This is a genomic window from Streptomyces poriticola (genome assembly GCF_036689765.1).
GTDB classification, from domain to species: Bacteria; Actinomycetota; Actinomycetes; order Streptomycetales; family Streptomycetaceae; genus Streptomyces; species Streptomyces poriticola.
The window spans coordinates 33,482-59,042 of the sequence record NZ_JBAGKH010000022.1; the positions used below are offsets into that span (position 1 = coordinate 33,482).

The window sequence follows — 25,561 nt, forward strand, 5'->3', positions numbered from 1 at the left end:
CGCGCTGTGCCGTCGCACGTCCGCGGCGCCGTCGTGGCCGGCCGCGCAGTTCCCCGCGCCCCTTCGGGGCGCTGCCGAACCGCAGCGGACGTCGCCCGACCTGCTCGGCTAGCGCTGATCCTCCGGGGTCTTCGGGGTCTTCGGGGACTTCGGAGTCCTCTTCTCCGGGGCCTTCTTGTTCTTGAAGTCCCCCTTGCCGCAGGCGGTGCCGTCGCGGTTCCGGTCCAGGTTCAGCGGGTCGTCCTTGCCGTTGACCTCCAGCGGGCCGAAGTCGTGCTCCGCCAGCCAGGTGCAGCGGGCCTGGGTCGTCCTCTTCACCTCGGCCGGGAACGTCGTCGGCACGCACACGTTGGCGGAGCCGTAGTGCCGGTCACAGCCGGAGATGGTGGGACTGACCGGCTGGGAGGCGCGCTTCCTGCCCGGCTCGGTCACCCTGCCCTCCGGGGCGTCGGCGAAGGAGTGGACGTGTGCGGAGGCGTCCTTGCTGCTCAGCGCCTGCGGGCCGTCCAGGTGCACCCACTTCGCCACCGAAGGCACGCCATTGGCGTCCACCGCGAAGAGCATGTACCAGCCGGGCGGCGCCAGGTTGGGGTTGCTCGTCACGTTCAGGTCGACGTTGTTGCCGTCGACCGACAGCGGCAGGTCCACGAACCGCTGGTTGGGGTCGGAAGAGTGGGTGACCGCGGCCGGGCGGATCAGCTCGGCCTTGGCGATCGGCCGGTCGACGGTGATGCGCTGGGTGTCGCCGTAGTTCCACTCGGTGTCGATCACCGAGGTGATCTCCGGCCGCTCGCCCTTGAGCAGATAGGGCGGCGTGTAGATCGACACGTCGTGGTTCCAGGAGCCGTCGCCCGGGTTGTCCCCGGTGGTCATCACCCGGCCGTCGGGCAGCAGGAACGCCGACGAGTGGTAGCCGCGCGCCTCGGGATCCGGGGCCACCGGGTCGAAGGTCTCCGTCTCCGGGTCGAAGATCGACGTCTCGTACACCGGGTCGGCGCGGTTGTGCAGCGCGCCGCCGGTCTCCAGCACCTTGCCGTCCGGCAGCAGCACCGCGGAGACGTACATCTTGCCCTGGGCGCCGGTCTGCGGGACCGGGCCGGCCCCGTAGTCGACCGTGCCCTGCGGGATCGGCGGGCCGGCGACGTAGGACGGGTTCGGCTGCTTGAGGTCGATGATGTCGGTGAGGCGGTTGGCGTCCGGGTTGGTGTCGATGTTGCCGCCACCGAGGGTGAGCACCTTCTGGTCCTGTGCCGGGGGCAGCAGCACGCTCGCGGACTGGTCGCGCTCGTCCTTGTTCCGCAGGCCGGGCACCTCGGTGATGGTGTTGGCCTCGTAGTCGTAGATCGACGAGCCGGTGCCGGGCGTGCCGTTGCCGAAGACATGGCTGCCCGAGTAGAAGAGGCGGCCGTCCTGCATCAGGATCATCGACGGGTACAGGCCCCAGAACGACCAGGTCTGGTTGACCTGCCAGGTCGGCAGCCACTTCTGCTGCTCGTCGGACCAGAGCTCGGCCGTCACCGAGCCGGAGGAGTCCTCGCGCAGCCCGCCGAAGGAGATGACGTCCCCGTTGCCGAGGATCGTCGCCGACGGGTACCAGTGGCCGTCGTTCATGTCGTTGGTCTTGCTGTAGGTCTCGGTCTCCGGGTCGAAGATGTACGAGTCCTTGTAGCCCTGGTAGCCGATGGTGCCGTCCGCCGACGGATAGCCGGCGTTGCCGCTCATGACCAGCACCCGGCCGTCGCGGAGCTGGACGTGCCCGGCGCAGAACATGTCCTTCGGGGTGGGGATCGTCCGGTACGTGCCGTCGGCCGGGTCGTACACCGCCGAGGTGAAGGTGCCCGCCTCGAAGAGCTCGGGGTCGTTGCCGGAGCCGGCGATCAGCAGCACCTTGCCGTTGTGCAGCACGACGGAGTGCATCGAGCGGACCGGGTTCTGGGTGGCCAGCACCTCCCAGCGGCCGTCGGCGCACTCCTCGGGCGTGCCGGTGCACTCGGGCTCCGGGACCGGTTCGGCGACCTGCTCCATCGTGTAGTCGTCGGTGGTGGCGGAGCCGGTGCCGTAGACGGAGACACCCCAGCTGATGCGGTCGGTGCCGACCGGGATCTCGGGGGTGCGGACGCTCGCCTCGGTCCAGTCGGCCGCCATCTCCAGGGTCTTGAGATCGGTCCAGTACTGCCAGCCGGCCGTCGTGTCGTGCCGGAACAGCGTGATGTTGGCGTCCGGGGTGGTCGTCTTGTACCAGAGCGACAGGTCGTACTGCCTGCCCTCGGTCACCACCGGGGCGCACTCGGTGGACTCGGTGATCAGAGCCTTGCGGTCCCCGTCGACCCGGCGGGTCAGCTCGACCTTCATGGCCTTGGAGCCGCTGTGCGCGTCGGTGACGGTCTCGAAGGTGAAGTCGTTGTCGCCCCAGCCGGACTTGCTCCAGCAGTACGGCATGTCGCCGGTGCCGGCGGTCTCGAAGCCGGGGTTGGTGATGAGGTTGGCGGCGGACGCGGGCTGGGGTGCGGTCAGGAGAAGGCCGGTGGTGAGCGCGCCCACCGCCAGCAGGGCGGTGCGCCTCCGTCTCGGGGTCATGCGACTTCTCATGCGTTGCTCCTTGCTGTGCGGCTCCTGGTGGTGCGGGACCTGCCGGACCTACGGGGCAGGTACACGAGCGCCTCCGTCCCCACGAAGCGCAGGACGAAGGTGATGACGAGCGCGAGCGCGGTGGCGGGCAGCACGGCCAGGCCGAACTTCCCGACGAACAGGGCGATCAGCGGAATGCGCAGCACCAGGTCGGCGTTGGCGAGCAGCGCGAACCGCACGGTGCGGTCGGCCCAGTGGCGGTGGCGGCGCCGCTCGCGGAACAGAAGCCGCTCGATGAGCAGGAAGTTCCAGACCACGCCGAACTGGTTGGCGACGATCTCGGCGGGCAGGTAGTGCAGCCCGGCCTCGGTCAGCACCCACAGCGCGGTCAGGTTCGGCACGAACCCGGTGAGCCCGATCAGCCCGAAGACGACCATGCGGGACAGCGGCGAGGCGGTGCGCAGCCCGGCCAGATGACGCAGGAAACGGGCACCCTCCTGCGCCGTGGACTTGGACTCGCCCGCGTACCGCTCCTGGAAGACGAACGGCACCTCGGCGACCCGGTCGGGGCGGCTGCGGACGGCGAGCTCGAGGAGGATCTTGTAGCCCAGGGGTCGGAGCAGTTCGGCGGTGACGGCGCTGCGGCGGATGGCGAAGAAGCCGCTCATCGGGTCGCTGATGCCGCGCAGCCGGCGCGGGAAGAGCGCCTTGGTCAGCCAGGTCGCCGCCCGGGAGACGGCGACGCGGTAGCTGCCGGCGAGTCCGGCGCGGCTGCCGCCCTCGATGTAGCGGGAGGCGACGACGAGCGCGGCGCCGGATCGCTCGCCGGTGGCGACCAGGTCGGGCACCAGGGAGGGCGGGTGCTGGCAGTCGCCGTCCATGACGACGATCCAGTCGGAGGTGGCCGCCTTCATGCCCTCGACGACCGCGCCGCCGAGCCCGCCGACGGGTTCCGGCCGGTGCAGCACGGTGACCGGGAACGGGCAGTCGGGTGCCGCCGCGCGGATCACCTCGGGGGTGTCGTCGGTGGAGTCGTCGACGAAGACGACCTCGCAGGGCAGCCGGGCCGGCACCGACTCGGTGATCCGGCGCAGCAGCTGCCGGACGTTCCCGGACTCGTTGAAGGTCGGTACGACGATGGTGACGGCGCCCGGCTCGGGGACGTCCGTGGCCCGTACGGGAGACTCCCCCAGCTCGCCGGGGACGAGGGACTCGTGACTCATCGGGTGCCTCCGGTGGCGTGCTGGATACGGCGGATCTCGATGCGGTCCTCTCCGGTGCCGAAGACGGCGACCGGCGCCGAGTGCTCGATGGCGGCCTTGACGGTGGGCAGGTCGACCGCGTCGCGCCGTACGGTGGGCGAGGCGACGACGTACTCCAGGTCGCGCCAGCCGCGCGGCAGCGTCTTCGTCACCGCCGGGTCGAGGTCGGCCTTGTAGAACCAGATGACGCCCGGCCCGGGCTCGTACCCGGCGTGCACCAGGTCCAGCCAGAGCGCGTCGTCGACGAGGACGCGCGTGTCCGCGGGGTGCTCGACCTCCTCGGCCATCCAGCGCGAGGCGGCCTCGTAGGGGGCGTTGGCGTCGGCGGTCACCGCGGTGCGGTCGCCGTCGTACCAGCGCGGGACGACGTAGGCGCCGGCGGCGAGGGCGAGGACGGTCACGAGGGCGTAGCGGCCCCGGGTGACGGCGCGCCGCTCGGCCTCGGAGCGCCGTCTGCGCAGCACGGCGTGGGCGACGCTCGCGGTGCCGCCGGCCAGCACCAGGGCGAGGAACGGCAGCGCCTGGATCACGTACATCGCGGGCAGATAGCCGTCCGGCCGCAGGGCGAGGGCGGCCAGGACGGCGACGGCCAGCGCGGGTCCGGCCAGCGCGCGGGCGGTCACCGACCAGCGCCACAGGACCAGCAGGAGCAGTGCCCCGGCGAGCCCGCCGAGCGGCAGCACGCGGTCGTAGTACAGCCACGACTGCAGCACCCCGTACGAGCCGGTGCCCTCGTCCAGGATGAAGCCGGAGCCCGGCCGGGTCAGCTGGTAGGTGATGCCGTCCCAGAGGGACACATGGCCGCTGCCCGGCAGCAGCTCGCCCTTGAGCAGGGCGAACAAGGGGTACGAGAACCCGATCAGCGCGCAGGCCGTCACCGCGCCGGTGAGGGCGAACTTGCGGGTGTCGCGGTGGCTGTGCCGCCAGGCGGTGACGAACAGGGCGGGCAGGACGAGGAGCATCGTCTCCTTGGTGAGCACGGCGGTGGCGGCGGCGACACCGGCGCCGAAGTGGTGCCAGAGATGCCGGCTCGGGGAGGCGGCGAGGGCGAACGCCAGCAGGGTCCACATCACCGCGAGGTTGTCGAGGAAGATCTCCCGCTGCAGGACGACCGAGAGCGGGGAGAGCCCGAACAGGACCATGGCCAGCCCGGCGGCCCAGCGGGGCAGCGACAGGCGGCGGGCCAGGACGTAGACCAGGACCGCGGAGGCGGCGCTGATCAGCAGCATCACCGCACGCATGGTGCCGACGGTCATCGACTCGGGGCTGAGCAGGGCCGGTATCCAGGTCAGCAGGGCGAGCTGGATCCAGCCGAGCGGCGGGTGGTCGTACCAGTAGGTGTAGTGGGCCAGGCCGTCGCCCTGCTGCACCGCCCAGGCCTGGGCGAGATAGGTGCCCTCGTCGTCGCTGAGCGTCGGGTAGGCGGAGATGTTCCAGCCCTGCACCACCAGGATCGCGACGAGCAGTACCCCGCACAGGATCAGGTCGGGCCGGGAGGAGCGCAGCCGGGTGGGCGGGCCGGCCGCCGGACGGTCGGGAGCGGTGTCGTGGGCAGGCTGCCGCTGCGCGGGGACCTTGGTGGCGGTCGCCGCGGGAAGGGTGGAGGTCACGCAGGAACGTCCTCTCGGTCCAGGTGCGCGAGATGGGCACCGACATGACTGGTCAGCTCCCAGTCGTTGCGCCCGCGCTGCTCGCGCCAGACGGCGCGGACGGCCGCGCCGGCGAGCAGGACCTGGTAGAAGGGGCCGCCCACGATCAGCTTCAGGTAGTGCACGAAGCGGACCCGCAGCCCGTACTGCTTGCCGAAGTCGTGCAGGCCGACGACCTCGAAGGCGAAGGTGACCAGGGCGGTGACGGCCGGCAGGAAGGTGATGAAGGCGATGGCGACCGGTACGTCGAGGAAGATCGCGATCGCGGCGTTGAGCGGGATGATGATGCCGGTGAAGGCCTGCATGAACGGCGTCATCAGGGTGTAGCGGGCGAGCAGCCGCTGCCCGAAGGTGGGCAGTTGGCGCCAGTCCTTCTTCCGGTAGACCTGCAGGAAGCCCTGGTTCCAGCGGGTGCGCTGCTTGAGCAGCGACATCAGGGTGCCGGGGGTCTCCTCCCGGGTGACCATGTCGGAGTCGTAGGCGACGACGACCTTCTTGCCGGTGCTGGACAGCCGGACGCCCAGGTCGCAGTCCTCGGCCAGGCAGTTCGGGTCCCAGCCGTCGGCGGCGCGGAGCACGTCGGTGCGGACGAAGACGGTGTTGCCGCCGAGCGGGATGAACCCCTTCTGCGCGTGCAGGTGCAGCCGGGAGCGGAACCAGAAGAAGTACTCCAGGCAGTTGCGCAGGCTGTACCAGCTGGAGTGGAAGTTGATCAGCTGGACGCCGCCCTGGACGACGTCCGCGCCGGTCGTGCGGAAGGCGTGGTCCACATGGGCGAGGAGCTCCGGGTGGACCTGGTCCTCGGCGTCGAAGACCCCGACGACGTCGCCGCGGCAGTGCGGCAGCGCGGTGTTCATCGCCTTCGGTTTGTTCTTCTTCTCGTGGGTGTCGACCACGACCCGGACGCGCGGGTCACGGGCCGCGGCCCGCTCGGCGACCTCGGTGGTCTCCGGGTCGTCGTGGCCGACGATGACGATGATCTCGAAGTCGGTGTGTGTGGACTGCAGCAGCCGCTGGATGGTGTGGTCCAGCACGGCCTGTTCGTGCCTCGCGGGCAGCAGCAGTGAGAACGACACGTGCTCGGCGCCGTCCGGACTGCTGAAGCGGGTGGAGGCCAGCACCTCCGGCGTGCGCCAGGCGTGCATCTGCCACCACAGCGTGAACGCCGCCATCCAGAACAGGGCCAGTGAAACGGCAGCGACGCATATGGACGTCAGCAAGAAAAGATCCCCCCAGATCCCCAAGTCCCCCGGTGGTGCTCCGGGCGCACCCACGGTCGGCGCATCCGGGTGCTGCGGCGGTCCCCACCGCCGCGGCACGGGGGAGAGACTATGAGTGATCTGTGAAGCGCGCGGGCGATTTTGGTGAAGGGCGTGTTTCTTCACAAACACGCCGAGGGCTGAACATTTACCCCGTCCACTACGTTCAACCGCGTTGCGCTTCTGTCGACTTCCGACCGTTTCAGCTGTTCAGCGCCGTGCGCAGCCGTTCCGCTTCGGTGGTCGGCGCGTCGCAGGTGAAGTTGCGGCACACGTAGGCGGCCGGTGCGCCGTCCACCAGCGGCCGGCCGGCCAGCAGCGGGAACTCTTCGCTCCCCTCGACGCCGGCGGCCACCACCGCGCCGGGCGCGGTGCCCAGCAGCGCGGTGCGGTGCAGGGCCGTGGTGGCATCGTCGGCGAGGGCGGGACCCACGACCGCGATCTCCCGCGGCCCGTCGAGCAGCGCCTCGGCGGCGGCCAGCCCCCAGCCGATGAAGCGCGGCACCCGCGGACCGAGCGCCTTGACCACGCCGAGCGCGCGCTCGGCGGCGGTGCGGTGCGGCTCGGCGCCGGTGTGGGCGGCGTAGGACAGCAGGGCGCCGGCGGCGGCGGTCCAGCCGGACGGGGTGGCGTTGTCGGTCGGGTCCTGCGGGCGGCGGATCAGCCGCTCGGAGTCGGCGGCGGTGTCGTACAGGGCGCCGTCCTCGCCGGTGAAGCGGATCAGGACGTGGTCCAGGAGCAGCCCGGCGAACTCCAGCCAGACGCCCTCGCCGGTGACCGACGCCAGGGCGAGGAAGCCCTCGGCGACGTCGGCGTAGTCCTCCAGCACCCCGGCGTTGCCACCGGCCCTGCCGTCCCTGCTGGTGCGGGTGAGCCGGGCGTGGTCGTCGAGGTGCAGCCGGACCATCAGGTCGGCGGCGGCGACGGCGGCCTCGACCAGGTCGGGGCGGTCGAAGTAGGCACCGGTCTCGGCGAGCGCGGCGATCGCCAGGCCGTTCCAGGCGGCGACCACCTTGTCGTCACGCCCGGGAGCGGGGCGCTCCGCGCGGGCGGCGAGCAGCCGTTCCCGGATCCCCTCGATCCGTCCGGCGTCGAACACGCCTTCGCTCTGCGGCAGCTGCAGCACCGAGCTGCCGTGCTCGAACGTGCCCTCCTCGGTCACGCCGAAGTAGGCGGCGGCGAGCTCGCCGTCGGCGTCCCCGAGCACCTCGCGCAGCTGCGCGGGGGTCCACACGTAGTACGCGCCCTCGACGTGCCGGCCCGTTCCGCCCTTCTGATGACGGGCTTCGCGCGGCGCCGCCTCCTCGCTGTCGGCGTCCAGCGCGGAGGCGAACCCGCCCTCCGGCGTGCGCAGTTCACGCACCAGGAAGTCGGCGGTCTCCAGGGCGACCCGGCGGGCGAGGTCCGAGCCGGTGGCCCGCCACAGATGCGCGTAGACCCGGCACAGCAGGGCGTTGTCGTAGAGCATCTTCTCGAAGTGGGGTACCAGTGGTCCACCCGCCCTGGGAGTGAGTACGTACCGGTGGAACCCGCCTCCCACCTGGTCGTACAGGCTCGAACGGGCCATTGCGCCGCACAGCCCTTCCACCATTTCCAGCGCCGCCACGGAACCGGTCCGCGCGTGGTGGCGCAACAGGAACTCGATCACCATCGACGGCGGGAACTTGGTGTCTCCCTTGAACCAGCCGCTCGCGGGGTCAATGTCCCGGGTCAGTTGGAGGAGGGCCAGAGCCTGGGTCTCCTCGGTGGGCAACCCTGCGGCCCCGATGCTCAGCTCCCGTTCGGCAAGGTCTCTGGTGATCTTCGCGGCGACTTCACCCACCTCGTCGCGCCGACCCGTCCACGCGCTATGGACGCCTTCGAGTACCTGCTGGAAGGACGGCATCCCGTGCCGGGGCCCGGGAGGGAAGTACGTGCCGAAGTAGAACGGCTCCCCGTCCGGCGTCATGAACACGGACATGGGCCAGCCGCCCTGCCCGGTGGCCGCCTGCACGGCCTCCATGTAGACGGAGTCCACGTCCGGGCGCTCCTCGCGGTCGACCTTGACCGACACGAAGTGCTCGTTCATGTACGCAGCGGTGTCGTCGTCCTCAAAGGACTCATGCGCCATGACGTGACACCAGTGGCACGCGCTGTAGCCGACGCTCAGGAACACGGGGACATCGCGCCGCCGGGCTTCTTCGAAGGCGTCCGTCTCCCATGGCCACCAGTCAACGGGGTTGTCCGCGTGCTGGAGGAGGTACGGGGATGTGGCCTGCGCGAGTCGGTTGGGCATACCCCCATCCTTGCGCACCCGCCTCGGCCCCGCCCATGCGCCACGGGACCGCGCACGAACGGGGCAAAGGGATGGCCGGCTCAGTGCTCGCGCGGACGGACCGGCTGACGAGTGGCGGCACTGCGCCACCACCACAGCCCCCGGCAGGCGGGCAGGGAGAGCCCGAAGAACTCCCCGCACCGCGCGCACCACGGCAACCCGTTCTCCGGGTCGGTGGGGCACTCGGCATTACATCCGGGGGCACTTCGGCACGGGACCTGGTGGCCGGGTCCGATACCCGGCCTTGCGCTTCGAACTCACTTCTTGGTGATTGTGTCCTTCTTCGACAGCCAGTCGAACTCAAGGCGTTCGAGGATCGGGGTGTGGTCCCCCTGCCGCGCGGCGGGCTTGACCGTGATGCCCTTCTCTCCGAGGGCGCACCTCAGGAGCATCCGCTTGTCCGCCATATCCGCCGATTCCCATGCCTCACGCAGGGTGTCGACCTGTGTGAGGGGGGAGAGGTCTGCCCCCGCGTCCAGCGCCTCAAGGGTCGCGGTGGTGCTCTCGAAGGAGGTACACCGTGACCGCCGAGATGGTGGCGCCCGCGTGGATGCATTCGCAGATCAGCGTGGAGCAGTACGACTCCTGGTCCGAGGAGCAGTGCGCCGGCATCGAGATCGTGGACGGGATGGTCGTCGTGATCCCGAGCGCCTCCAAACGGCACAACCGGCTGGCTCGGGTCCTGGCCAATGCCCTGGACTCCGCCGCGGGGCCCGACTGGAACGCGGACACGGACTTCGACGTCCGTCTGCAGGACGTTCCCCTCACCAACCGCCGTCCGGACGTCATCGTCTACCGGGCGGAGACCATCGACCTCACGCTCACCCGCCCCGAGCATGTGCTCCTGGTCGTCGAGGTCGTGTCGCCCGGTTCGGAGACAACCGACCGCGTCGTGAAGGTGGACCAGTACGCCAGGTCCGGCATCCCCTTCTACCGGCGGGTCGAGCAGGCCCGCCACCGGCGTCCCGATCGTCTACACCTACGTCCTCGACCCCGCCACCAAGGCTTACAGGGACGGCGAGATGTTCACCGGCACGGTGGATGCCACCGCACCTTTCTCCCACACGGTCGATCTCGGGGACCTGTAGGGACGTTGCGGGCATCCGTGGCTTCGGGCGTGGAAGGTGGCCGGGCACGTCGCCGTCCATCGAATCCGCACGGCAGGTCTTCACAACCCCGGCACGCGCCGTGAAGACACACGCTTCGTCCCGCCGGTCATCTGCGGTCGGCGCCGCAGCCCCCTGCCGCACCGGACAGGAAACGCCAAGGGGTGCCCGGCCCAGCCATACGCCATGGCTCAGGCGCGGGTCGTGGTGGGCGCCTGCTCGGCTGGGACGCTCTGCCGGGCCGTGCGCGTCCGCCCGGTGCCCGCGCCGGACGGGGCAAGGAAGCCGACGAGGAGCGCGGCGACGCCGAAGCCCACCGCGACGGACAGCGCGACGCCCGTGAACTGGCCGAAGAGCTGGGGCACCTGGGCACCGAGCCCGGCGCCGAGGTTGAGCAGGAAGCCGTAGACGGCCAGCACAGTAGCCCGGGAGGCACCTGCGGCCGTCCCCACCGCCTGAATCAGGGCGGGTCCCGCGGTGGTGGCCGCGAGCATGGTCACGAACAGCGCCGCGCCCAGTCCGATGACACTGTCGTGCGCGAGACCTGCGGCGGCCATCCCGAGGGCGGCCAGCACCAGCGCGCCCGCAGCCCGCCGACCCGCGCCGATGCGGGACAGGGCGGGGGCGAGCAGAACAGAGGCGATCAGCGCGGGCAGCGCGCTGGCCCGCAGGGCGAGGATGGCGTTGGCATCGCCGACCAACTGCTCGGGCCCGTACAACTGGACCGCGGTGTACGCGGCAGTAATCCCTCCGAGCACCACCAGCGCGCTGAGGAACAGCGGCAGCAGCCGACCCAGACGCGGGGCGGCGGCAGTAAACTGGCCTGTCTCGTGCGATGCGGGGGGCAGCGCGTCCGGCAGCATCACCTTGTAGATCAGCACCGCGGCCACCGCGAGCAGCGGCGCGGAGATCCAGAACACCGAGTCCCAACCAGCCGCCGGTGCCAGCAGCTGACCCGCCATCTGCCCGATGACGAGGCAACCGCTCAGACAGCTCGAGAAGATCGTGATGCCGACGGCGAGGCGCTCACCCGGAAGCCGCTCACCGAAGTACACGTACACCACAGGCGGGACGACACCAGCCGCCAGGCCCTGAAGGGCACGCACCACAGACCCGCTCAGCAGATCACCGGTCAGCGGCATGATCGCGGTGAAGGCCGCGAGTACAGCAAAAGACCAAGCGATCGTGGCGCGCCGCCCGAGCCACCTGGTCAGCGGCGCAGCGAGCAGCGAACCGCAGGCGAAGGCAATGGCGAAGGCGGAGGTGGCCCAGGCTGACGCCTCCTGCGTCACATGCCACGCGTCGGCCAGGTAGGGCATGAGCGGGATCGACAGATATGCCTGGCAGGCCAGGATGACGGCGGCCGGGGCCAGCGTCCACAGGGTTCTGGCGAACGGCGCCGTCGGGGCGCTCGCCTTGTCGGAATGCTTCAAGGGTGGGGACTTTCTATGGAAGGGCAGGGAAAGGTGCGGACTCGGAGCATCTGCCAGCAGGCCGCGTCCGCGACGAAGTTGGCGGCGCGACGGACAGAGCCCTGGGTGGCCAAGGGGCATCGATGACGCCAGTTCGTTTGGTCCCGGCAATCCGCCGAACGCGACGAGAGCTAGTTCCATGTCGAATAGTACGACATCAAATCATCTCGCACGAGGCCCTCTAGAGTGGGGACGTGGCAGAGAAGACGCAGCAGACAGACGCGGTGGACGAGATCCTCGCCCAGTGGCACAGGGAACGCCCCGACCTGGATCTGGCAGCCATAGGGATCTTCGGCAGGCTGGGGCGGCTCTCCCTCCTCCTTGGACCAGCCCTCGACGAGGTGGCCGCCGGCCACGGACTGCGACCCGGCGAGTTCGACGTACTGGCCACCCTGCGCCGCTCCGGGCCCCCGTATACGCTCATCCCGTCGGCACTCGCCCAGACCCTGATGCTCTCCCGCGCCGGAATGACCAACCGGCTGGACCGCCTGGAGGCCGCCGGTCTGGTGGAACGCACCCTCGACCCCGCGGACCGCCGCAGCTTCCGGGTCTCCCTCACCGACCGCGGCTATGAACTCGTCGACGCCGCAGTCACCGACCACGTCGCGAACGAGACTCGACTCCTTTCCGCCCTCACTCCCGAGGAGCGCGCGGCCCTCGACCGGGCCCTGCGTGGCCTCCTGCACGCCATCGGGTAACAGCCGCCTGCAGTGGCACCAGTGGCAGGCGCTGCAGCCGACGCTCAGGAACACGGGGACGTCGCGCCGCCGGGCTTCCTCGAACGCCTCGGCCTCCCATGGCCACCGGTCGACGGGGTTGTCCGCGTGCTGGAGGAGATAGGGGGACGTGGCCTGCGCGAGTCGGTTGGACATGGTCCCATCCCTGCGCACCCGCCTGCGCCCCGCTCATACGCCACAGCGCAACACACGCACCGCACGGAGCGGGGTGACGGCGCTCGGCGCCGAGCGGCCGGACCGGCACCTGTGCTGCCCCGCCCGGTCATGGCTCGGGACCGGGACAGCCGGGAAACGGCAACCCAGGGCCGGTCGTCCCCCGGCTCTCGGACACATACGGCCGGGTGGTCCGGCGACCAGGACGGCCGCTTCGCACACCGGCCCACGGTGGGCTGACGTGACGGGCTTCTTGCGCCACAGGCCCGTCGACTGGCACTGTTCGCACGTTTGAACAGATCTACGGCCACCAGGAACTGCAGGCGGAGGATGGACGAGCAGGCGTTCGACGCCTTTTACGCCGGGAGTGTGGGGCGGCTCATCGGCCAGCTGTACGCCATGATCGGCGACCGTGCCGAGGCGCAGGACGTGGTCCAGGAAGCCTTCGTCCGGGCCTGGGAGCAACGGGCCCGGCTGGACGAGGACGGTGCACCCGAGGCATGGGTGCGTACGGTGGCCTGGCGGCTGGCGGTGAGCCGGTGGCGGCGCGTGCGGACCGCGCTCTCCTTCGCACGGCGCCAGGGCCCGCCCCCGGACGTACCGCCGCCGGACACCCACCATGTGCTGCTGGTGCAGGCGCTGCGGCAGATCCCCGCGGCGCAGCGGCGGGCCATCGTCCTCCACCACCTGTGCGATCTGGAGGTGAAGCAGGTGGCTGCCGAGACCGACTGCCCCGTCGGTACGGTCAAGGCACAGCTGAGCCGGGGGCGGGCCGCGCTGGCAGGGATTCTGGCCGATAGCGAGCTGGATCCGCGGGCGGGCCGAGTATCGGAGGTGGAGCATGGCTGACGAGACCCGTCTGGACGATCACCTCGCCGGCCTCGCCGCCGAGGGCCGGCGGTTCGCCGTGCCGCTGGCTGCGGAGCAGATCCGGGTGCGCGGTGACCGGCGTCGGCGCCGTAAGCGGGCGGCCCGGTTGTCGGGCGGTGTGCTGCTGGCCGCTGCCGTCGCCGTGGGGGGCCTGTCGCTGGTCCTGCCCGGCACGGAGTCGGCACCGGCCGCCGGGAGGCCGACAGCGCCGAACTCGCTGCCGTTCGTGCCCCCGACACCGGCCCCGGGTGAGGAGTACGCCGTCGAGATCGGCTACGTGTACGGCGCGGTGGTGCTGGAGGACGCGGTCCGGGTCACCGTGAAGCAACTCCGTACCGAGCGGGGAACGGCCCTACCCACCGGGGTGGTGCACCAGGTGACCCTGTCGCCGCAGACTCCGGTCGAGGTGGAGCGGTTGGCCGGTGGGAAGCCCGGGGACATGCGGCTGGGGGAGCTGGTGGACCGGCTGCGCGGCGGGCCACGGTGGGTGTTCGCCCTCGACTACGACGGTGAGGGCCGGGTTCGGTCGCTTCGGGAGGCGTCCTGGCTGTCCGTCGGGTGAGCTTCGGCGGCGGCAGAAAAGTCCGGCCGGGATGCAACCCGGGGGGCGGTGTGCGGCGTAGAGACCGTGTAACCCGACCGCACCGGCTTCCAGGAGAACGTTGACCATGTCTGCCGCACGTCACGGGGCCACCATGCGCCTGCTCACCGTTGCCGCCCTCGGCGCCCTCGTCCTGACCGGATGCGGCGAGAAGGGCGAGGAGCCCACGGATCCCAGAACCGCCGCGGCGACGGACGCCACGGCGACGGCACCGGCCGACGGTGGCGGGACGGCCGCCCCGTCGGACGACGGTGCGGGTTCGCAGGATGTACAGGCGTCGGCCGGTGGGTCCGCGTGGGCCGGCACCAAGCAGTTCGTCACGATCGACCGGGCCTGGACCGAGGGCGGACTGACCCGTCTGTCGGTGCGGCCGGCCCAGAAGGAGGTCAACACCCGGTTCGACACGTGGGAGATCATCCCCGGCACCGGGGACTTCACCACCGTGACCATGGCCGAGGACGCCCGGATTCTGCTGACGACCCCGGTGCGCGGCGACGATGCCTCCGGTGCCGGCCGGGGCGAGCCGCTGCCGTCCTCCCAGGCCGAGTTCGTCACCCTGCTGCAGCAACTGGACCCCAGGCTCGCCCCGGGCATCGGGTACGACCTGAGCTTCGACGGAGAGGGCCGGGTGGCCAAGCTGCAGTCCCTGTTCCGGCCGTGAGTCGCGCACGCCCGGGCCTCGTGGGGCCGCCGAGGCCGGGGAGCGTGGCTGACGGGACCGGCGTCGGGACCGTCTCGCCGATCTCGCCGCCGCGGGGCGCCGTGGTGGCCGGCAGTGGACGATCCGGCCGGGGATGCAGCCCGGTCGGATCGTGCGGGGCGTAGAGACCGTGCAACCCGAGCACCGGATCAGCCGGACTCCGGCCCTCTACGGGGGCATCGGGTACGACCTGGTCGTCGACGGAGCGGGGCGGGGCGGGGCGGGTGACCGGCCTGAAGTCGCGGCGCCGGACCGGGTTCCGGGGTCCGGGTGCCGCGCCGGACCGGAGTCCGGGGTCACGTGGCACCCGGCTCTGTGCGACGTCATGTCCCTGGCGGCAGGTAGGGGGCGGCGCCGGCTCCGCGAGGGCCACGGGGCACTTCTGGCTCGCGCCCGTCATCGCGCTGCCCACGATGATGTGGTCCCGGCGGGACATCGAGGCCCCCCGGCAGGGCGGTCGCAAAGCCCTCAGCCCGTCCCCGTCAGGTTCTGTTCGATGGCGTCGACGGTTCTGAGCAGGATGCGTGCCGCGCCGCGCAGATCCTTGCTGTGCACCGTGTCGCCGACGACGACCGCGGCCACCGGGCCGGTTCTGCCGAGGCGGACCGGGGCGGCCAGCTCGACCAGTTCGGGGATGGCGGCGCTGCGCGCGTAGGACAGTCCGGTCCGCCGGATGCGGGCGAACTCGCGCCGCATCGAGTCCGCCACGGCGGGCCCCGTGCGCGGGCCGGCCGGCGGGGTGGTCCGGAGGTCCGCCGGGTTGCGCACGGCCATGGCGAGCAGCAGTCTGCCCGCCGCCGAGGTGTGCGCCGGGACCGGCCCGCGCAGTGCCATCGCGAGCCGGACGTGCTCCTGACCGTAGAGGGTGCCGACATGCTGGACCCTCGTGCCCGAGAGGGTGCCGAGGCTGACGATGCCGTTCGTGAGCTGGAACAGCTCGATCAGGAAGGGGGTGATCGCGAAGCTGAGCCGGTGCACTCCGGCCGGACCGCTGGTCGCCGCCAGCCGGAAGAGATACGCGCCGAGTTCGTAGGACTTCGACTCCATCCGGACGGCGAGGCCGATGTCGGTCAGCACCCGCAGCAGACGGTGCAGGGTCGACTTGGGCAGGTCCACCAGACGTGACAGCTCCGACAGGGTCAGCGGCCGCGACGCCTCGGCCAGCGCTTCGAGGACGGCGAGCGCCCTGCGCAGCGGTCCTCCCTCGGGCCCGGGCTCGCTCGCGAGCAGCGCCTGAGGGTTCGGTTCACCGTCCACCGCGATACTCCCGTCGCTGAAGCAGTCACCCGGCTGGTCCATGGCTACCGGCGTCCGGACGACGGGCTCAAGATCGGGCGGTGGTGCTGTCCCGTGGGGTCTTCGGACCGGTCCCCTTCGACGGCCACGCCCCTTGCGGACACGACGGCCACGACCGTTCCGGACACCACGGCCACGACCGTTCCGGAAACCGGAAACCGGCGTTGAGCGGGCGGCCCCGGCCTTCCTACTGTCCCGGGCATGGCTGATGTGAGCGCGGACGTCGCACCCGAGAACCGCATCGCCCGCCGTGTGCTGCTGGCCGGTCCCCGGTCCTTCTGTGCAGGTGTCGAGCGGGCCATCGAGATCGTCGAGCAGGCTCTTCGGACGCGGGGCTCCCCCGTCTATGTCCGCAAACAGATCGTGCACAACGTCACCGTCGTCGAGGACCTCGCCGGTCGCGGCGCGGTCTTCGTCGAGGAGCTGGACGAGGTGCCCGACGACGCCACGGTGGTGTTCTCCGCGCACGGGGTCTCCCCCGCCGTGCGCCAGGAGGCGGCCCGGCGCGGCCTCGAGGTCATCGACGGAACGTGTCCCCTGGTCGCCAAGGTGCATGCCGAGGCGCGCCGTTTCGCGGCCCGGGGCGACACGGTCGTGCTGGTCGGCCACGCCGGGCACGAGGAGGTCGAGGGGACGCTCGGCGAGGCGCCGGAGTCGATGATGCTGGTCCAGTCGGCCGACGAGGCCCGCGAGCTGGCCCCCGCCGACGGGCGGCGGATCTCCTATCTGACCCAGACCACGCTCGCGGTCGACGAGACCGCGGAGGTGGTGGGCGCGCTGCGGGAGAGGTTCCCGCAGCTGAAGGAGCCGCCGTCGGAGGACATCTGCTACGCCACCACCAACCGGCAGGCCGCGCTGCAGGCGATCGTCGCGGAGGCCGACCTCGTCCTGGTCGTCGGCTCGCGGAACTCCTCCAACTCGGTCCGTCTGGTGGAGCTCGCGCGCCGCGGGGGCACCCCGGCCGAGCTGATCGACCGGGCCGGCGACATCCGGCCGGAATGGCTGGCGGGAGTACGCACCGTGGGGCTCACGGCCGGCGCCTCGGCACCGCCCGCGCTGGTCACGGAGGTGGTGACCAGGCTGGGCGACTTCGGTCCGGTCCGGGTCGAGGAACGCGAGATCGCCCGCGAGACCGTGCACTTCGACCTTCCCCCGGCCGTCCGCGGCGACGCCCGGCGGGCCGCGGACGACCCTTCCAGCTGAGCGAGGAGAGACGTGTCACCGACTGTGCTCGGCCGGGTCACCGGCCCCGAGGAGCTGAAGAAGCTGAGTCCGGAGGAGCTGCCCGCGCTGGCGGGCCGGATCAGGGAGTTCCTGGTCGACAGGGTCTGCGCGGCCGGCGGGCACCTCGGCCCGAACCTCGGCGTGGTGGAGCTGACCATCGCACTGCACCGCGTGTTCGACTCCCCGGCGGACCGTATCGTGTTCGACACCGGCCACCAGGCCTACGTCCACAAGATCCTGACGGGCCGGCAGGACGCCTTCGGCTCGCTCCGTGCGGCGGGGGGTCTGTCCGGCTATCCGCTGCGCGAGGAGTCCCCGCACGACCTGGTGGAGAACTCGCACGCCTCCACGGCGCTGTCCTACGCGGACGGCCTGGCCAGGGCGCAGCGGCTGCTGGGCGAGGAGCAGCGCCGCGTGGTCGCGGTGGTGGGGGACGGCGCGCTGACCGGTGGCATGGCCTGGGAGGCGATGAACAACATCGGCGGCGGTGACCGGCCGGTGGTCGTGGTCCTCAACGACAACGGCCGCTCCTACGATCCCACGGTCGGCTCGCTGGCCGGTCATCTGGCCGACCTGCGCAGGTGCCGGTACCGGGGCCAGAACCTGTTCGAGACCCTGGGCTTCGCCTATCTCGGGCCGGTGGACGGGCACGACATCGCCGCCGTCGAGCAGGCGTGCCGTCTCGCGGCGGGGCTGGACCAGCCGGTGGTCGTCCACTGTGTGACCGAGAAGGGCCGCGGCTACGCCCCGGCCGAGAACGACGAGGCCGACCACATGCACGGCATCGGTGTCGTCGACCCGGTGACGGGCCGGTCGCGGGGCGGCTCCCCGCCCTCCTGGACCGGTGTGTTCGGGCAGGAGCTGGAGCGGATCGCGGCCGAGCGGCCCGACGTGGTCGCGCTGACCGCCGCGATGCTGCGGCCGGTCGGGCTGCACCGGTTCGCACAGCGGTTCCCGGAGCGGGTCGTCGACGTGGGCATCGCCGAGCAGCACGCCGTCACCAGCGCCGCGGGGCTGGCCATGGGGGGTCTGCACCCGGTGGTCTGTCTGTACGCCACGTTCCTCAACCGTGCGGTCGACCAGATCATGATGGACGTGGCGCTGCACCGGCTGCCGGTGACGTTCGTGCTGGACCGTGCGGGGGTCACCGGTCCCGACGGGGCCAGCCACCACGGCATGTGGGATCTCGCGCTGCTGGGCGCGGTGCCGGGGATGCGGGTCGCCGCACCGCGTGACCCGGTCCGGCTCGCCGAGCTGCTGGGCGAGGCGGTGTCCGCGCACGACGGTCCGACCGCGCTGCGGTTCCCCAAGGGCGGCAGCGGCCCGGAGATCCCCGCGCTGACCCGTATGGAGGGCGTGGACATCCTGCACCGCACCCGGTCCCGGCCGCTGGACGTGCTGATCGTCTCCACCGGGGTGCTCGCGGGCGCCGCGGTGCGCGCGGCGGAGCAGCTGGCCGGGGAGGGCCTCGGGGTGACGGTCGTCGACCCGCGCTGGGTGCTGCCGGTCGATCCCGCCCTGGTCCATCTGGCGTCCCGGCACCGGCTGGCGCTCTGCGTCGAGGACGGGGTGCGTGCCGGGGGTGTGGGCACGGCGCTGGCGCAGGCCGCCGCCGACGCCCGGATCACCACGCCGGTGCACGGTCTGGGGCTGCCCCGGGAGTTCCTGAGTCACGGTGACCGGCCCGGCATTCTCGCCGAACACGGCCTCACCGCGCAGTCCATCGCCGGGACCGCGCTCGCCCTGCACGGCACGGTGGCGGCTGCCCACCGGCCCGCACCCGGTGCCGCTCGCCCAGCGGCGTCGGGTGCCGCTCGCCCATCCGCATCCGGTACCGATCTCACGCCCTCGCCAAGTACGGATCTCACACGCTCGTCCAGTACGGATCTCACGCCCTCGTCCAGTACCGCTCTCGCACCCGCACCCGACGGGGAAAGGACACTCCGGTGACCCAGGTCGCGCTCGGTATGCCCGCTCCGCCGCCCGTGCCGCTCGCCGCTCGCCGACGTACCCGACAGCTGCGGGTGGGGGCGGTCGGGGTCGGCAGTGACCACCCGGTCTCGGTGCAGTCGATGACCACCACGGTCACGGCCGACGTCAACGCCACCCTGCAGCAGATCGCCGAACTCACCGCCGCCGGCTGCGACATCGTCCGCGTCGCCTGCCCGAGCGCCGACGACGCCGAGGCGCTGCCCGCGATCGCCGGGAAGTCCAAGATCCCGGTGATCGCCGACATCCACTTCCAGCCGAAGTACGTCTTCGCCGCGATCGAGGCCGGCTGCGCCGCGGTGCGCGTCAACCCCGGCAACATCAAGAAGTTCGACGACCGGGTGGGCGAGATCGCCCGGGCGGCCCGGGACCGTGGCACGCCGATCCGGATCGGGGTGAACGCGGGCTCGCTGGACCCGCGCCTGATGCGGAAGTACGGCAGGGCCACCCCGGAGGCGTTGGCCGAGTCGGCGCTGTGGGAGGCCTCGCTCTTCGCCGAGCACGACTTCCACGATCTGAAGATCTCGGTCAAGCACAACGATCCCGTGATCATGATCCGTGCCTACGAGATCCTCGCCGAACGCTGCGACTACCCGCTGCACCTGGGCGTCACCGAGGCGGGGCCGGCGTTCCAGGGCACCGTCAAGTCGGCCGTCGCGTTCGGGGCGCTGCTGCGCCAGGGCATCGGTGACACCATCCGGGTGTCCCTGTCGGCGCCTCCGGTGGAGGAGGCCAAGGTCGGTGCGCAGATCCTGCAGTCGCTGAACCTGCGGCCCCGGAAGCTTGAGATCGTCTCGTGTCCGTCCTGCGGCCGGGCCCAGGTGGACGTGTACAAGCTCGCCGACGAGGTCACCGCGGGGCTGCAGGGCATGGAGGTGCCGTTGCGGGTCGCGGTGATGGGGTGCGTGGTCAACGGTCCCGGGGAGGCGCGCGAGGCCGACCTCGGGGTGGCGTCCGGCAACGGCAAGGGGCAGATCTTCGTCAGGGGAGAGGTCGTCAGGACCGTTCCCGAGCACCGCATCGTCCAGACGCTGATCGAGGAGGCGCTGAGTCTCGCCGAGGCGATGGACCCGGCCGCGTCGGGGCCGGTGACCGTCGTCACCGGCTGAACGAGGGAATCCCCTTGGGGGAACAAGAACAACCCGAACACCCGGCTCCCCGAAGTCGGCCACAGTATGGTTCTTCACGTCGCCTTTCCGACTGTCAATGACCATATAAGGCCACTCTCGGGGAGCTTTGACGTGCCTCCTGCACCATGCAGCTTGACGCCGGCCCGGAAAAAAACGCCGAGTAAACGACGGGTTACGACTCTTCACAGACGGGACCTCACCTCCCAGTCCGCTCCGAGACCGCTCTGATCTGCCACGTCGCCCTTTTCTGATGCGGTGGGCGACGATACCGCGGCAAAACCGCGCAGAATCGGACGGCACCCGGTTCGGAAATGCACCACGATCGACGCCCGGCACGGCAACGGAATGCCCGGCGCACACGCTGCCCAATTCCTGGAGGTCTCGCTATGATCACTGACGCCAGCACCACGATACGTACGGTAAAGGCACTGGTTCGGGCCCCGGATCCGCTGACGCATTCGGCGATCAGCGGTCATCTCGGTGCCGCGGCCGGCGTCGAGCTCGTCTCGGAGGAACGCCCGGAGCCGGCCGACGTGGCGGTGGTCGTCGCGGAGCGGATGACCGTGGAGGTGACCTCGTTACTCCGCAGGATCAAGGACACTCTCGGCGTACCGGTGGTGCTGATCCCGTCCGAGATCGACCGGGCCGACCTGTTCATCGCGGTGGAGTGCAAGGTGGTCGCGGTGCTGCCGCGGGCCGCCGCCACCAGTGACCGGATCGAGGAGGCGGTGCTGACCGCCGCGTCCGGCGGGGGCGCCCTGCCCTCCACCCTCCTCGGTGAGCTGCTCCGGCAGATCGAGCGGATGCAGCGCGAGGTGCTGTCGCCGCACGGGCTGCACACCTCCGGGCTGACCCCCCGGGAGATCGGGGTGCTGCGGCTGATGTCGGAGGGCCTGGACACCGCCGAGATCGCCGACAAGATGTTCCTGTCGGAACGGGCGGTCAAACGCGTCATCTTCGGGGTCACCCGGCGTCTGAACCTGCGCAACCGGCCTCACGCGGTGGCGTACGCGCTGCGCAGCGGCGTCATCTGACCGGGGCGCCGGACCGGGCCGGAGTCCCGGGGACGGCCGCCGGTGCGCGCAGCGCCCACAGCGGCCGTCCCTCCCGCCGCATCGTCCTGCGCAGCAGGACCACATAGGCGATGTCCAGGGCGATGTACGTCGGCACCAGCACCTGGAGCAGGTGGTGGGACGGGTAGACGACGAAGGCGGTCAGCCCGGCGAAGAGGGATCCGACGAGCTTGGCGGCGGCGATGTGCATCGACTGCCCCACGCTGGACCCGCGCCGCCTGAGCATCAGCAGGAACGAGGCGCTCAGCGGCACCTGGATGATCATCCCGGTGTACATCCCGTCCCGGTCGTGGAACTCGTTCGCCGCCGCGACGATCACGACCGACGCCCAGACCAGCACGCCGGCGAAGGTCCACCGGAAGACCCGCGGTGACAGCGCGGGGTGGTCGCGCGGCCCGAGCCGCACCGCCTGGTACAGCAGGACGGCGTTGAACAGCACCCAGAGCACGTTGATCTGACGCTGGGTCGGAGTCTGCTCCAGCAGGAAGGTCAGGCTGAACTCCCACGCGAAGTTCACCGCCACCAGGTAGGCGGGGACAGCCACCCGCCCGTCCAGCAGGGCCTGCCGGATGGCCAGCACATAGGTCAGGACCCAGCCGACGGCGGTGGGTCCGGCGACGGCCCAGAAGAGTCCGTCCGGAACGTCGGCCGGCCCCACCGTGACCGGGGCGACCTGCGACATGGGGATGAGGAAGGGGGGCAGCCAGGCCATGGAAGTCCTTCGGGTGGCCGGTCGGGTCAGAGGCTGGGCACCACGGGCGCCAGGCCGAAGAACGACCCGCCGTACAGTTCGTGGCCGATACGGGGGTTGAGCATCGCGTGTCGGGCCGCCGTGTTGGCGTCCCGCCAGTACTGCTGCAGGGGGTTGGACTCGGCGAAGGCTGCCGCCCCGTGGGCCCACATCAGCTCGTCGAGCGCGACCGTGACCAGGTTGACCGCCTGGCCGACGTCCCCGCGGATGCGCAGGAGTTCGCTCTCCGGAAGCCCGGTGGCGTGGTGGGCGGCCTGATCGAGCACGTCCGCGGCCCGGTCGGCGTGCAGCTCGGCCGCGTCGATCTGCAGGGCCGTCCGGCCGAGCGCGGACACGAAGGTCTGTGACTCCGGCTGGCTGGTGTACCTGCTGGGCGCGATGGGCCGTCCCGGCGCCTTGTCGACGACATGGGCGCACGCGGCCTGACCGATACCGATCACCACGGAGGCGCAGATGACGGCCATGGCCGCGATCGCGGCCGTCCGGAACAGCGGTGGCAGACCGGCGTCGGTGGTGTTCTCCCGTCCCCGCTGGGTCTCCGCGGAGATCACCCGGTGCGCCGGGACGAAGGCGTCCCGGAGCACGACGGTGTGGCTGCCGGTGGCCCGCATCCCGACGGTGTGCCAGGTGTCCTCGACCGTCACCTCCGCGACCGGCACCAGCAGGGACAGCCCGCCGACGGGCTCGCCGTCCGCGTCCAGCTCCCTGGCGACCAGGATCGCCCAGTCGTCGTGCAGGATCCCGGTGGCGTACGGCCAGGTGCCGGTGAGGAGGTACCCGCCGTCGGTGCGCACCGCGGTGCCCGCGGTCGCGAAGACCGAGGCCAGCTTGGCGCCGGGGTGGCCGCCGAACACCTCGTCCCGCGCCGCCTGCGGGAACTTCGCGGCGAGCAGGTTGGACCCGTTGATGTTGTTCACCACCCACGAGGTGGACGGGCAGTAGTGGGACAGGGCCTTGGTGACCTCGCTCAGCGTGCGGACATCGGTCTCCAGTCCGCCGTAGGCGCCCGCGGTCCACAACATGCCCACCTGCGACGCCTCCACGGCCCGCACCGTGGCGTCGGGCAGCCTGCGCTCCCGCTCCCCCTCGGCGACGCCCTCGGCGAGGACCGGGCCGAACTTGTGGACCCTGCCGACCAGTTCGGCTCGCAGTTCCGTCGGGTCGGTTCGGTTGTACGTCATGGTCACCGGTCCGGGCGCTCGGAGATGAGATGGGTGGGGTCGTAGTAGTCCCGCCAGGCGCTGATCAGGTCGCCGCGCAGTTCGAACGCCGCCATGACCTTCAGGTTCAGCGCGATCGGGGTGCCGTCGGCACGGAACATGTCCTCGATCCGCTCGACCAGCACGGTGTCCGCGGCCGTGGCCAGGTGCCGGAACCTGACCTCCAGCCGCGCGAAGTCGGCGGGCAGGAGGGCGAAGATCTCCGGTTTGCCCCGGCACACCGGGGCTCCGGGGTTCTCCCACACGCAGTCGTCGGTCAGGAAGCCGTCCACGGTCCTCCTGACCTCGGCCGGGGTCGGCCCCATCCGGGTCAGGAACGCGTGGACGACACGCTCGCCGTCGGTGGAGGGTTCGGTGGAGGGCCCGGGTACGGGCTCGGTGGAGGGCACGGCTCAGCTCCCGGTGGTCGTCGCGTCGGAGCGGCCGAGGACGCGGCTGAACGCCTCGCCGAGTTCCTCGTCGGCGTGCGGGCCGGCCTGTCCGCTGCGCCACGCGACATGCTGGTCCGGCCGCACCAGGACGGCGCCGTCGTCGTCGGTCCCCCGCACCGCGGCCCAGGCGCCCTCGGCGTCCCAGTAGTCCGCCGCGCCGGGTCTGCTCCCGACGCTCACCACGGCGAGCGCAGCCCCGTGGCGGTCCGCCGCCTTCTTGGCCGCGACCGCCCAGCCCTCGCCCAGCGGCCCGGTGATCAGGACGAAGCCGGCCCGGCCGCCGACCAGGTCGTGCGTCGACAGCCGGGTGTCGCCGTGCCGCAGCCATGCATGCGGCAGCCGGTGCCCCGGCCGGGTGAGCGGACGGTATACCGCGCCCATGGGGTCCCGGGGCGGCGGCGGGGTGCCGTCCGGGAGCACCGCACCCGACGTGTAGTGGTGGCCCAGCTCGATGTCGTGCGCCTGGTACTCGATCCGCTGGGTGCCGAACACCTCGCGCACCACGGTCCGCCGCGTCTGCCCCATCGGTGTGTCGGCGAGGAGTTCGCGGAGGTTGGCCCGGGTGGTCTCCGGCTGCCCGGGTACCACGCCGAGGCTCGCGAACAGCACACCGTAGTTGAGCAGGCTGGTCATCGCCCAGCTCACGTTGCGGGCGGCCACCGGCAGCCGTTCCGACTCGTACGAGTCGAGCAGCGCGTCGCCGGCCCGGCCGCCGAGCACCGCCGAGAGCTTCCAGGCGAGGTTGTGCACATCCTGGATCGCCGAGTTCAGGCCGCCGCCGAAGGAGGGCGGCTGGCGGTGCGCGGCGTCCCCGGCGAGGAAGACCCGGCCGGCCCGGAAGGTCCGGGCCACGACCGCCTCCGGGCGGTACTCGCTGACGTGGTGGATCCGTACGTCGAGGTCCCCGGGCAGCTTCAGCAGCCCGCGCACCCTCCTCTCGACCGCCTCCGTGCCGAGGTCCGCCGCGGCACCGGGCGGAACCCGGAAGTGCAGCGCCCATTCCTCGGACGCCAGTCCCCAGCCGGGTCCGGCCGCGACGACGACGGCCACCTCGCCGTCGGGGCTGACGATGTGGGTCATCAGCACCGAGTCACCGCTCCACCAAGGCGAAAGGTCCGCGCTGAAGTGGACCGAGACGATGGTGAACCCGCCGCCGGCGCCGTCCATCGGCACACCGAGCGATCTGCCGATGCTCCGGCCGCCGTCGGCGCCCAGCAGATAGCGGGCCCGCACGACGCCCGTCCTGCCGGTGGACCGGTCGGTGATCCGCGCGGTCACGCCGTTCTCGTCCTGGGTGAGCCCCTCCATCTCGTGGTGGAAGAGCAGGGCGCCCGGCGCCCGTTGCTCCGCGTGCCGGCGCAGCAGCGGTTCGAGCCGGTGCTGCGGGAGGTTGGTCGAGGGGCAGGGGCTGTCGGCCGCGTAGGGACCGGCCGTGCTGCCGCCGCCGAAGGCGTCCATCCGGTGCAGCTCCCGGCCGTCGAGGGGACCGTCGCCGCCGAGCGAGGTGCACCAGGCGACCTGACTCATGTGGGCCGGCGGGGCGCTGATCCGGTACACGTCGTCGGCCATCCCGTGCTGCCGGAAGATCTCCATGGTGCGCTGGTTCAGATAGTGCGCCCGGGGGAGCACCGAGGTGGACTCGCGGCGCTCCACCAGCAGATGGCGCACGCCCGCGTCGGACAGGAGGACCGACGCGGCGAGTCCGCAGCCGCCTCCACCGACAACGAGAACGGGCACGTCTGTGTCAAGCATGGGA

The 25,561-nt window shown here is 71.5% G+C and carries 20 protein-coding genes and 2 pseudogenes; 9 read left to right on the forward strand and 13 right to left on the reverse strand.

Annotation, left to right across the window (positions count from 1 at the left end; all coding sequences use genetic code 11):
• Positions 1-108: 108 nt before the first annotated feature.
• The 6 genes from V5O46_RS23335 to V5O46_RS23360 all read right to left on the reverse strand — a co-directional run bounded on the left by V5O46_RS23335 (position 109) and on the right by V5O46_RS23360 (position 9,459).
• A complete protein-coding gene (locus V5O46_RS23335) occupies positions 109-2,589 on the reverse strand; it encodes a galactose oxidase early set domain-containing protein (RefSeq protein WP_332886627.1) in 2,481 nt (826 codons plus the stop codon).
• Positions 2,586-3,791 (reverse strand): glycosyltransferase, encoded by a 1,206-nt coding sequence (locus V5O46_RS23340; RefSeq protein WP_332886628.1) that lies wholly within the window; start codon positions 3,789-3,791, stop codon positions 2,586-2,588. The genes V5O46_RS23335 and V5O46_RS23340 overlap by 4 nt, the downstream gene beginning before the upstream one ends.
• Positions 3,788-5,440 (reverse strand): ArnT family glycosyltransferase, encoded by a 1,653-nt coding sequence (locus tag V5O46_RS23345; protein ID WP_332886629.1) that lies wholly within the window; start codon positions 5,438-5,440, stop codon positions 3,788-3,790. Before V5O46_RS23345 ends, V5O46_RS23340 begins: the two co-directional genes overlap by 4 nt.
• Positions 5,437-6,699: a glycosyltransferase gene (locus V5O46_RS23350; protein ID WP_332886630.1), complete on the reverse strand. Its 1,263-nt coding sequence runs from the start codon at positions 6,697-6,699 to the stop codon at positions 5,437-5,439. Before V5O46_RS23350 ends, V5O46_RS23345 begins: the two co-directional genes overlap by 4 nt.
• A 241-nt stretch (positions 6,700-6,940) precedes the next feature.
• Positions 6,941-9,013 (reverse strand): thioredoxin domain-containing protein, encoded by a 2,073-nt coding sequence (locus tag V5O46_RS23355; protein WP_332886631.1) that lies wholly within the window; start codon positions 9,011-9,013, stop codon positions 6,941-6,943.
• A 296-nt stretch (positions 9,014-9,309) separates the two neighbouring features.
• Positions 9,310-9,459 carry a hypothetical protein gene (locus tag V5O46_RS23360; RefSeq protein WP_332886632.1) on the reverse strand — a complete coding sequence of 50 codons (150 nt, stop codon included), beginning with the start codon at positions 9,457-9,459 and terminating at the stop codon, positions 9,310-9,312.
• A 113-nt stretch (positions 9,460-9,572) separates the two neighbouring features.
• On the opposite strand from V5O46_RS23360, the pseudogene V5O46_RS23365 reads away from it, so the two are divergent.
• A pseudogene (locus tag V5O46_RS23365) lies at positions 9,573-10,140 on the forward strand (Uma2 family endonuclease).
• A gap of 209 nt (positions 10,141-10,349) precedes the next feature.
• On the opposite strand, the gene V5O46_RS23370 reads toward V5O46_RS23365, so the two are convergent.
• Positions 10,350-11,591, reverse strand: a complete 1,242-nt coding sequence (locus V5O46_RS23370; protein WP_332886633.1) for an MFS transporter — start codon at positions 11,589-11,591, stop codon at positions 10,350-10,352.
• Between the two features lie 233 nt (positions 11,592-11,824).
• Between V5O46_RS23370 and V5O46_RS23375 the strand changes: the two genes are divergently transcribed.
• Positions 11,825-12,328, forward strand: a complete 504-nt coding sequence (locus tag V5O46_RS23375; protein WP_279931161.1) for a MarR family winged helix-turn-helix transcriptional regulator — start codon at positions 11,825-11,827, stop codon at positions 12,326-12,328.
• Between the two features lie 12 nt (positions 12,329-12,340).
• On the opposite strand, the pseudogene V5O46_RS23380 reads toward V5O46_RS23375, so the two are convergent.
• Positions 12,341-12,502, reverse strand: a pseudogene (locus V5O46_RS23380) (DUF255 domain-containing protein); the annotation flags it as partial.
• Between the two features lie 348 nt (positions 12,503-12,850).
• Between V5O46_RS23380 and V5O46_RS23385 the strand changes: the two are divergent.
• From V5O46_RS23385 to V5O46_RS23395, 3 genes are all read left to right on the forward strand, one after another.
• Positions 12,851-13,369 (forward strand): SigE family RNA polymerase sigma factor, encoded by a 519-nt coding sequence (locus V5O46_RS23385; protein WP_332886634.1) that lies wholly within the window; start codon positions 12,851-12,853, stop codon positions 13,367-13,369.
• Complete coding sequence (locus V5O46_RS23390) at positions 13,362-13,952, forward strand: hypothetical protein (RefSeq protein ID WP_332886635.1); 591 nt, start codon at positions 13,362-13,364, stop codon at positions 13,950-13,952. The genes V5O46_RS23385 and V5O46_RS23390 overlap by 8 nt, the downstream gene beginning before the upstream one ends.
• 106 nt (positions 13,953-14,058) lie before the next feature.
• Positions 14,059-14,652: a hypothetical protein gene (locus V5O46_RS23395; protein ID WP_332886636.1), complete on the forward strand. Its 594-nt coding sequence runs from the start codon at positions 14,059-14,061 to the stop codon at positions 14,650-14,652.
• 507 nt (positions 14,653-15,159) lie between these two features.
• Here V5O46_RS23395 and V5O46_RS23400 read toward each other — a convergent pair.
• Positions 15,160-15,990 carry an IclR family transcriptional regulator gene (locus V5O46_RS23400; protein WP_332886637.1) on the reverse strand — a complete coding sequence of 277 codons (831 nt, stop codon included), beginning with the start codon at positions 15,988-15,990 and terminating at the stop codon, positions 15,160-15,162.
• A gap of 198 nt (positions 15,991-16,188) precedes the next feature.
• Between V5O46_RS23400 and V5O46_RS23405 the strand changes: the two genes are divergently transcribed.
• The 4 genes from V5O46_RS23405 (at position 16,189) to V5O46_RS23420 (ending at position 21,364) form a co-directional block, all read left to right on the forward strand.
• On the forward strand, positions 16,189-17,190 hold the full coding sequence (locus tag V5O46_RS23405) for a 4-hydroxy-3-methylbut-2-enyl diphosphate reductase (protein WP_332886638.1): 1,002 nt from the start codon (positions 16,189-16,191) through the stop codon (positions 17,188-17,190).
• A gap of 12 nt (positions 17,191-17,202) precedes the next feature.
• Complete coding sequence (locus V5O46_RS23410; RefSeq protein ID WP_332886639.1) at positions 17,203-19,161, forward strand: 1-deoxy-D-xylulose-5-phosphate synthase; 1,959 nt, start codon at positions 17,203-17,205, stop codon at positions 19,159-19,161.
• A complete protein-coding gene (gene ispG, locus V5O46_RS23415) occupies positions 19,158-20,309 on the forward strand; it encodes a flavodoxin-dependent (E)-4-hydroxy-3-methylbut-2-enyl-diphosphate synthase (protein ID WP_332886640.1) in 1,152 nt (383 codons plus the stop codon). The genes V5O46_RS23410 and ispG overlap by 4 nt, the downstream gene beginning before the upstream one ends.
• A 407-nt stretch (positions 20,310-20,716) precedes the next feature.
• The gene (locus V5O46_RS23420; RefSeq protein WP_332886641.1) at positions 20,717-21,364 is read left to right on the forward strand and encodes a helix-turn-helix transcriptional regulator; all 648 of its coding nucleotides are present in this window, start codon (positions 20,717-20,719) and stop codon (positions 21,362-21,364) included.
• On the opposite strand, the gene V5O46_RS23425 is transcribed toward V5O46_RS23420, so the two are convergent.
• The 4 genes from V5O46_RS23425 to V5O46_RS23440 are packed head-to-tail and all read right to left on the reverse strand — an operon-like array spanning position 21,357 to position 25,557.
• On the reverse strand, positions 21,357-22,115 hold the full coding sequence (locus V5O46_RS23425) for a transmembrane-type terpene cyclase (protein ID WP_332886642.1): 759 nt from the start codon (positions 22,113-22,115) through the stop codon (positions 21,357-21,359). The two genes, V5O46_RS23420 and V5O46_RS23425, sit on opposite strands and share 8 nt — an antisense overlap.
• 26 nt (positions 22,116-22,141) lie before the next feature.
• Positions 22,142-23,335, reverse strand: a complete 1,194-nt coding sequence (locus V5O46_RS23430) for an acyl-CoA dehydrogenase family protein (protein WP_332886643.1) — start codon at positions 23,333-23,335, stop codon at positions 22,142-22,144.
• Between the two features lie 2 nt (positions 23,336-23,337).
• A complete protein-coding gene (locus V5O46_RS23435; RefSeq protein WP_332886644.1) occupies positions 23,338-23,763 on the reverse strand; it encodes a limonene-1,2-epoxide hydrolase family protein in 426 nt (141 codons plus the stop codon).
• A gap of 3 nt (positions 23,764-23,766) precedes the next feature.
• On the reverse strand, positions 23,767-25,557 hold the full coding sequence (locus tag V5O46_RS23440; RefSeq protein WP_332886645.1) for an FAD-dependent monooxygenase: 1,791 nt from the start codon (positions 25,555-25,557) through the stop codon (positions 23,767-23,769).
• Positions 25,558-25,561: the final 4 nt, after the last annotated feature.

Coding starts and splice junctions, on each gene's coding strand:
- V5O46_RS23335 (WP_332886627.1), bottom strand. CDS start 2,589: ATGAGAAGTCGCATGACCCCGAGACGGAGGCGCACCGCCCTGCTGGCG.
- V5O46_RS23340 (WP_332886628.1), bottom strand. CDS start 3,791: ATGAGTCACGAGTCCCTCGTCCCCGGCGAGCTGGGGGAGTCTCCCGTA.
- V5O46_RS23355 (WP_332886631.1), bottom strand. CDS start 9,013: ATGCCCAACCGACTCGCGCAGGCCACATCCCCGTACCTCCTCCAGCAC.
- V5O46_RS23360 (WP_332886632.1), bottom strand. CDS start 9,459: ATGGCGGACAAGCGGATGCTCCTGAGGTGCGCCCTCGGAGAGAAGGGC.
- V5O46_RS23385 (WP_332886634.1), top strand. CDS start 12,851: ATGGACGAGCAGGCGTTCGACGCCTTTTACGCCGGGAGTGTGGGGCGG.
- V5O46_RS23390 (WP_332886635.1), top strand. CDS start 13,362: ATGGCTGACGAGACCCGTCTGGACGATCACCTCGCCGGCCTCGCCGCC.
- V5O46_RS23395 (WP_332886636.1), top strand. CDS start 14,059: ATGTCTGCCGCACGTCACGGGGCCACCATGCGCCTGCTCACCGTTGCC.
- V5O46_RS23400 (WP_332886637.1), bottom strand. CDS start 15,990: ATGGACCAGCCGGGTGACTGCTTCAGCGACGGGAGTATCGCGGTGGAC.
- V5O46_RS23405 (WP_332886638.1), top strand. CDS start 16,189: ATGGCTGATGTGAGCGCGGACGTCGCACCCGAGAACCGCATCGCCCGC.
- V5O46_RS23420 (WP_332886641.1), top strand. CDS start 20,717: ATGATCACTGACGCCAGCACCACGATACGTACGGTAAAGGCACTGGTT.
- V5O46_RS23425 (WP_332886642.1), bottom strand. CDS start 22,115: ATGGCCTGGCTGCCCCCCTTCCTCATCCCCATGTCGCAGGTCGCCCCG.
- V5O46_RS23430 (WP_332886643.1), bottom strand. CDS start 23,335: ATGACGTACAACCGAACCGACCCGACGGAACTGCGAGCCGAACTGGTC.
- V5O46_RS23440 (WP_332886645.1), bottom strand. CDS start 25,557: ATGCTTGACACAGACGTGCCCGTTCTCGTTGTCGGTGGAGGCGGCTGC.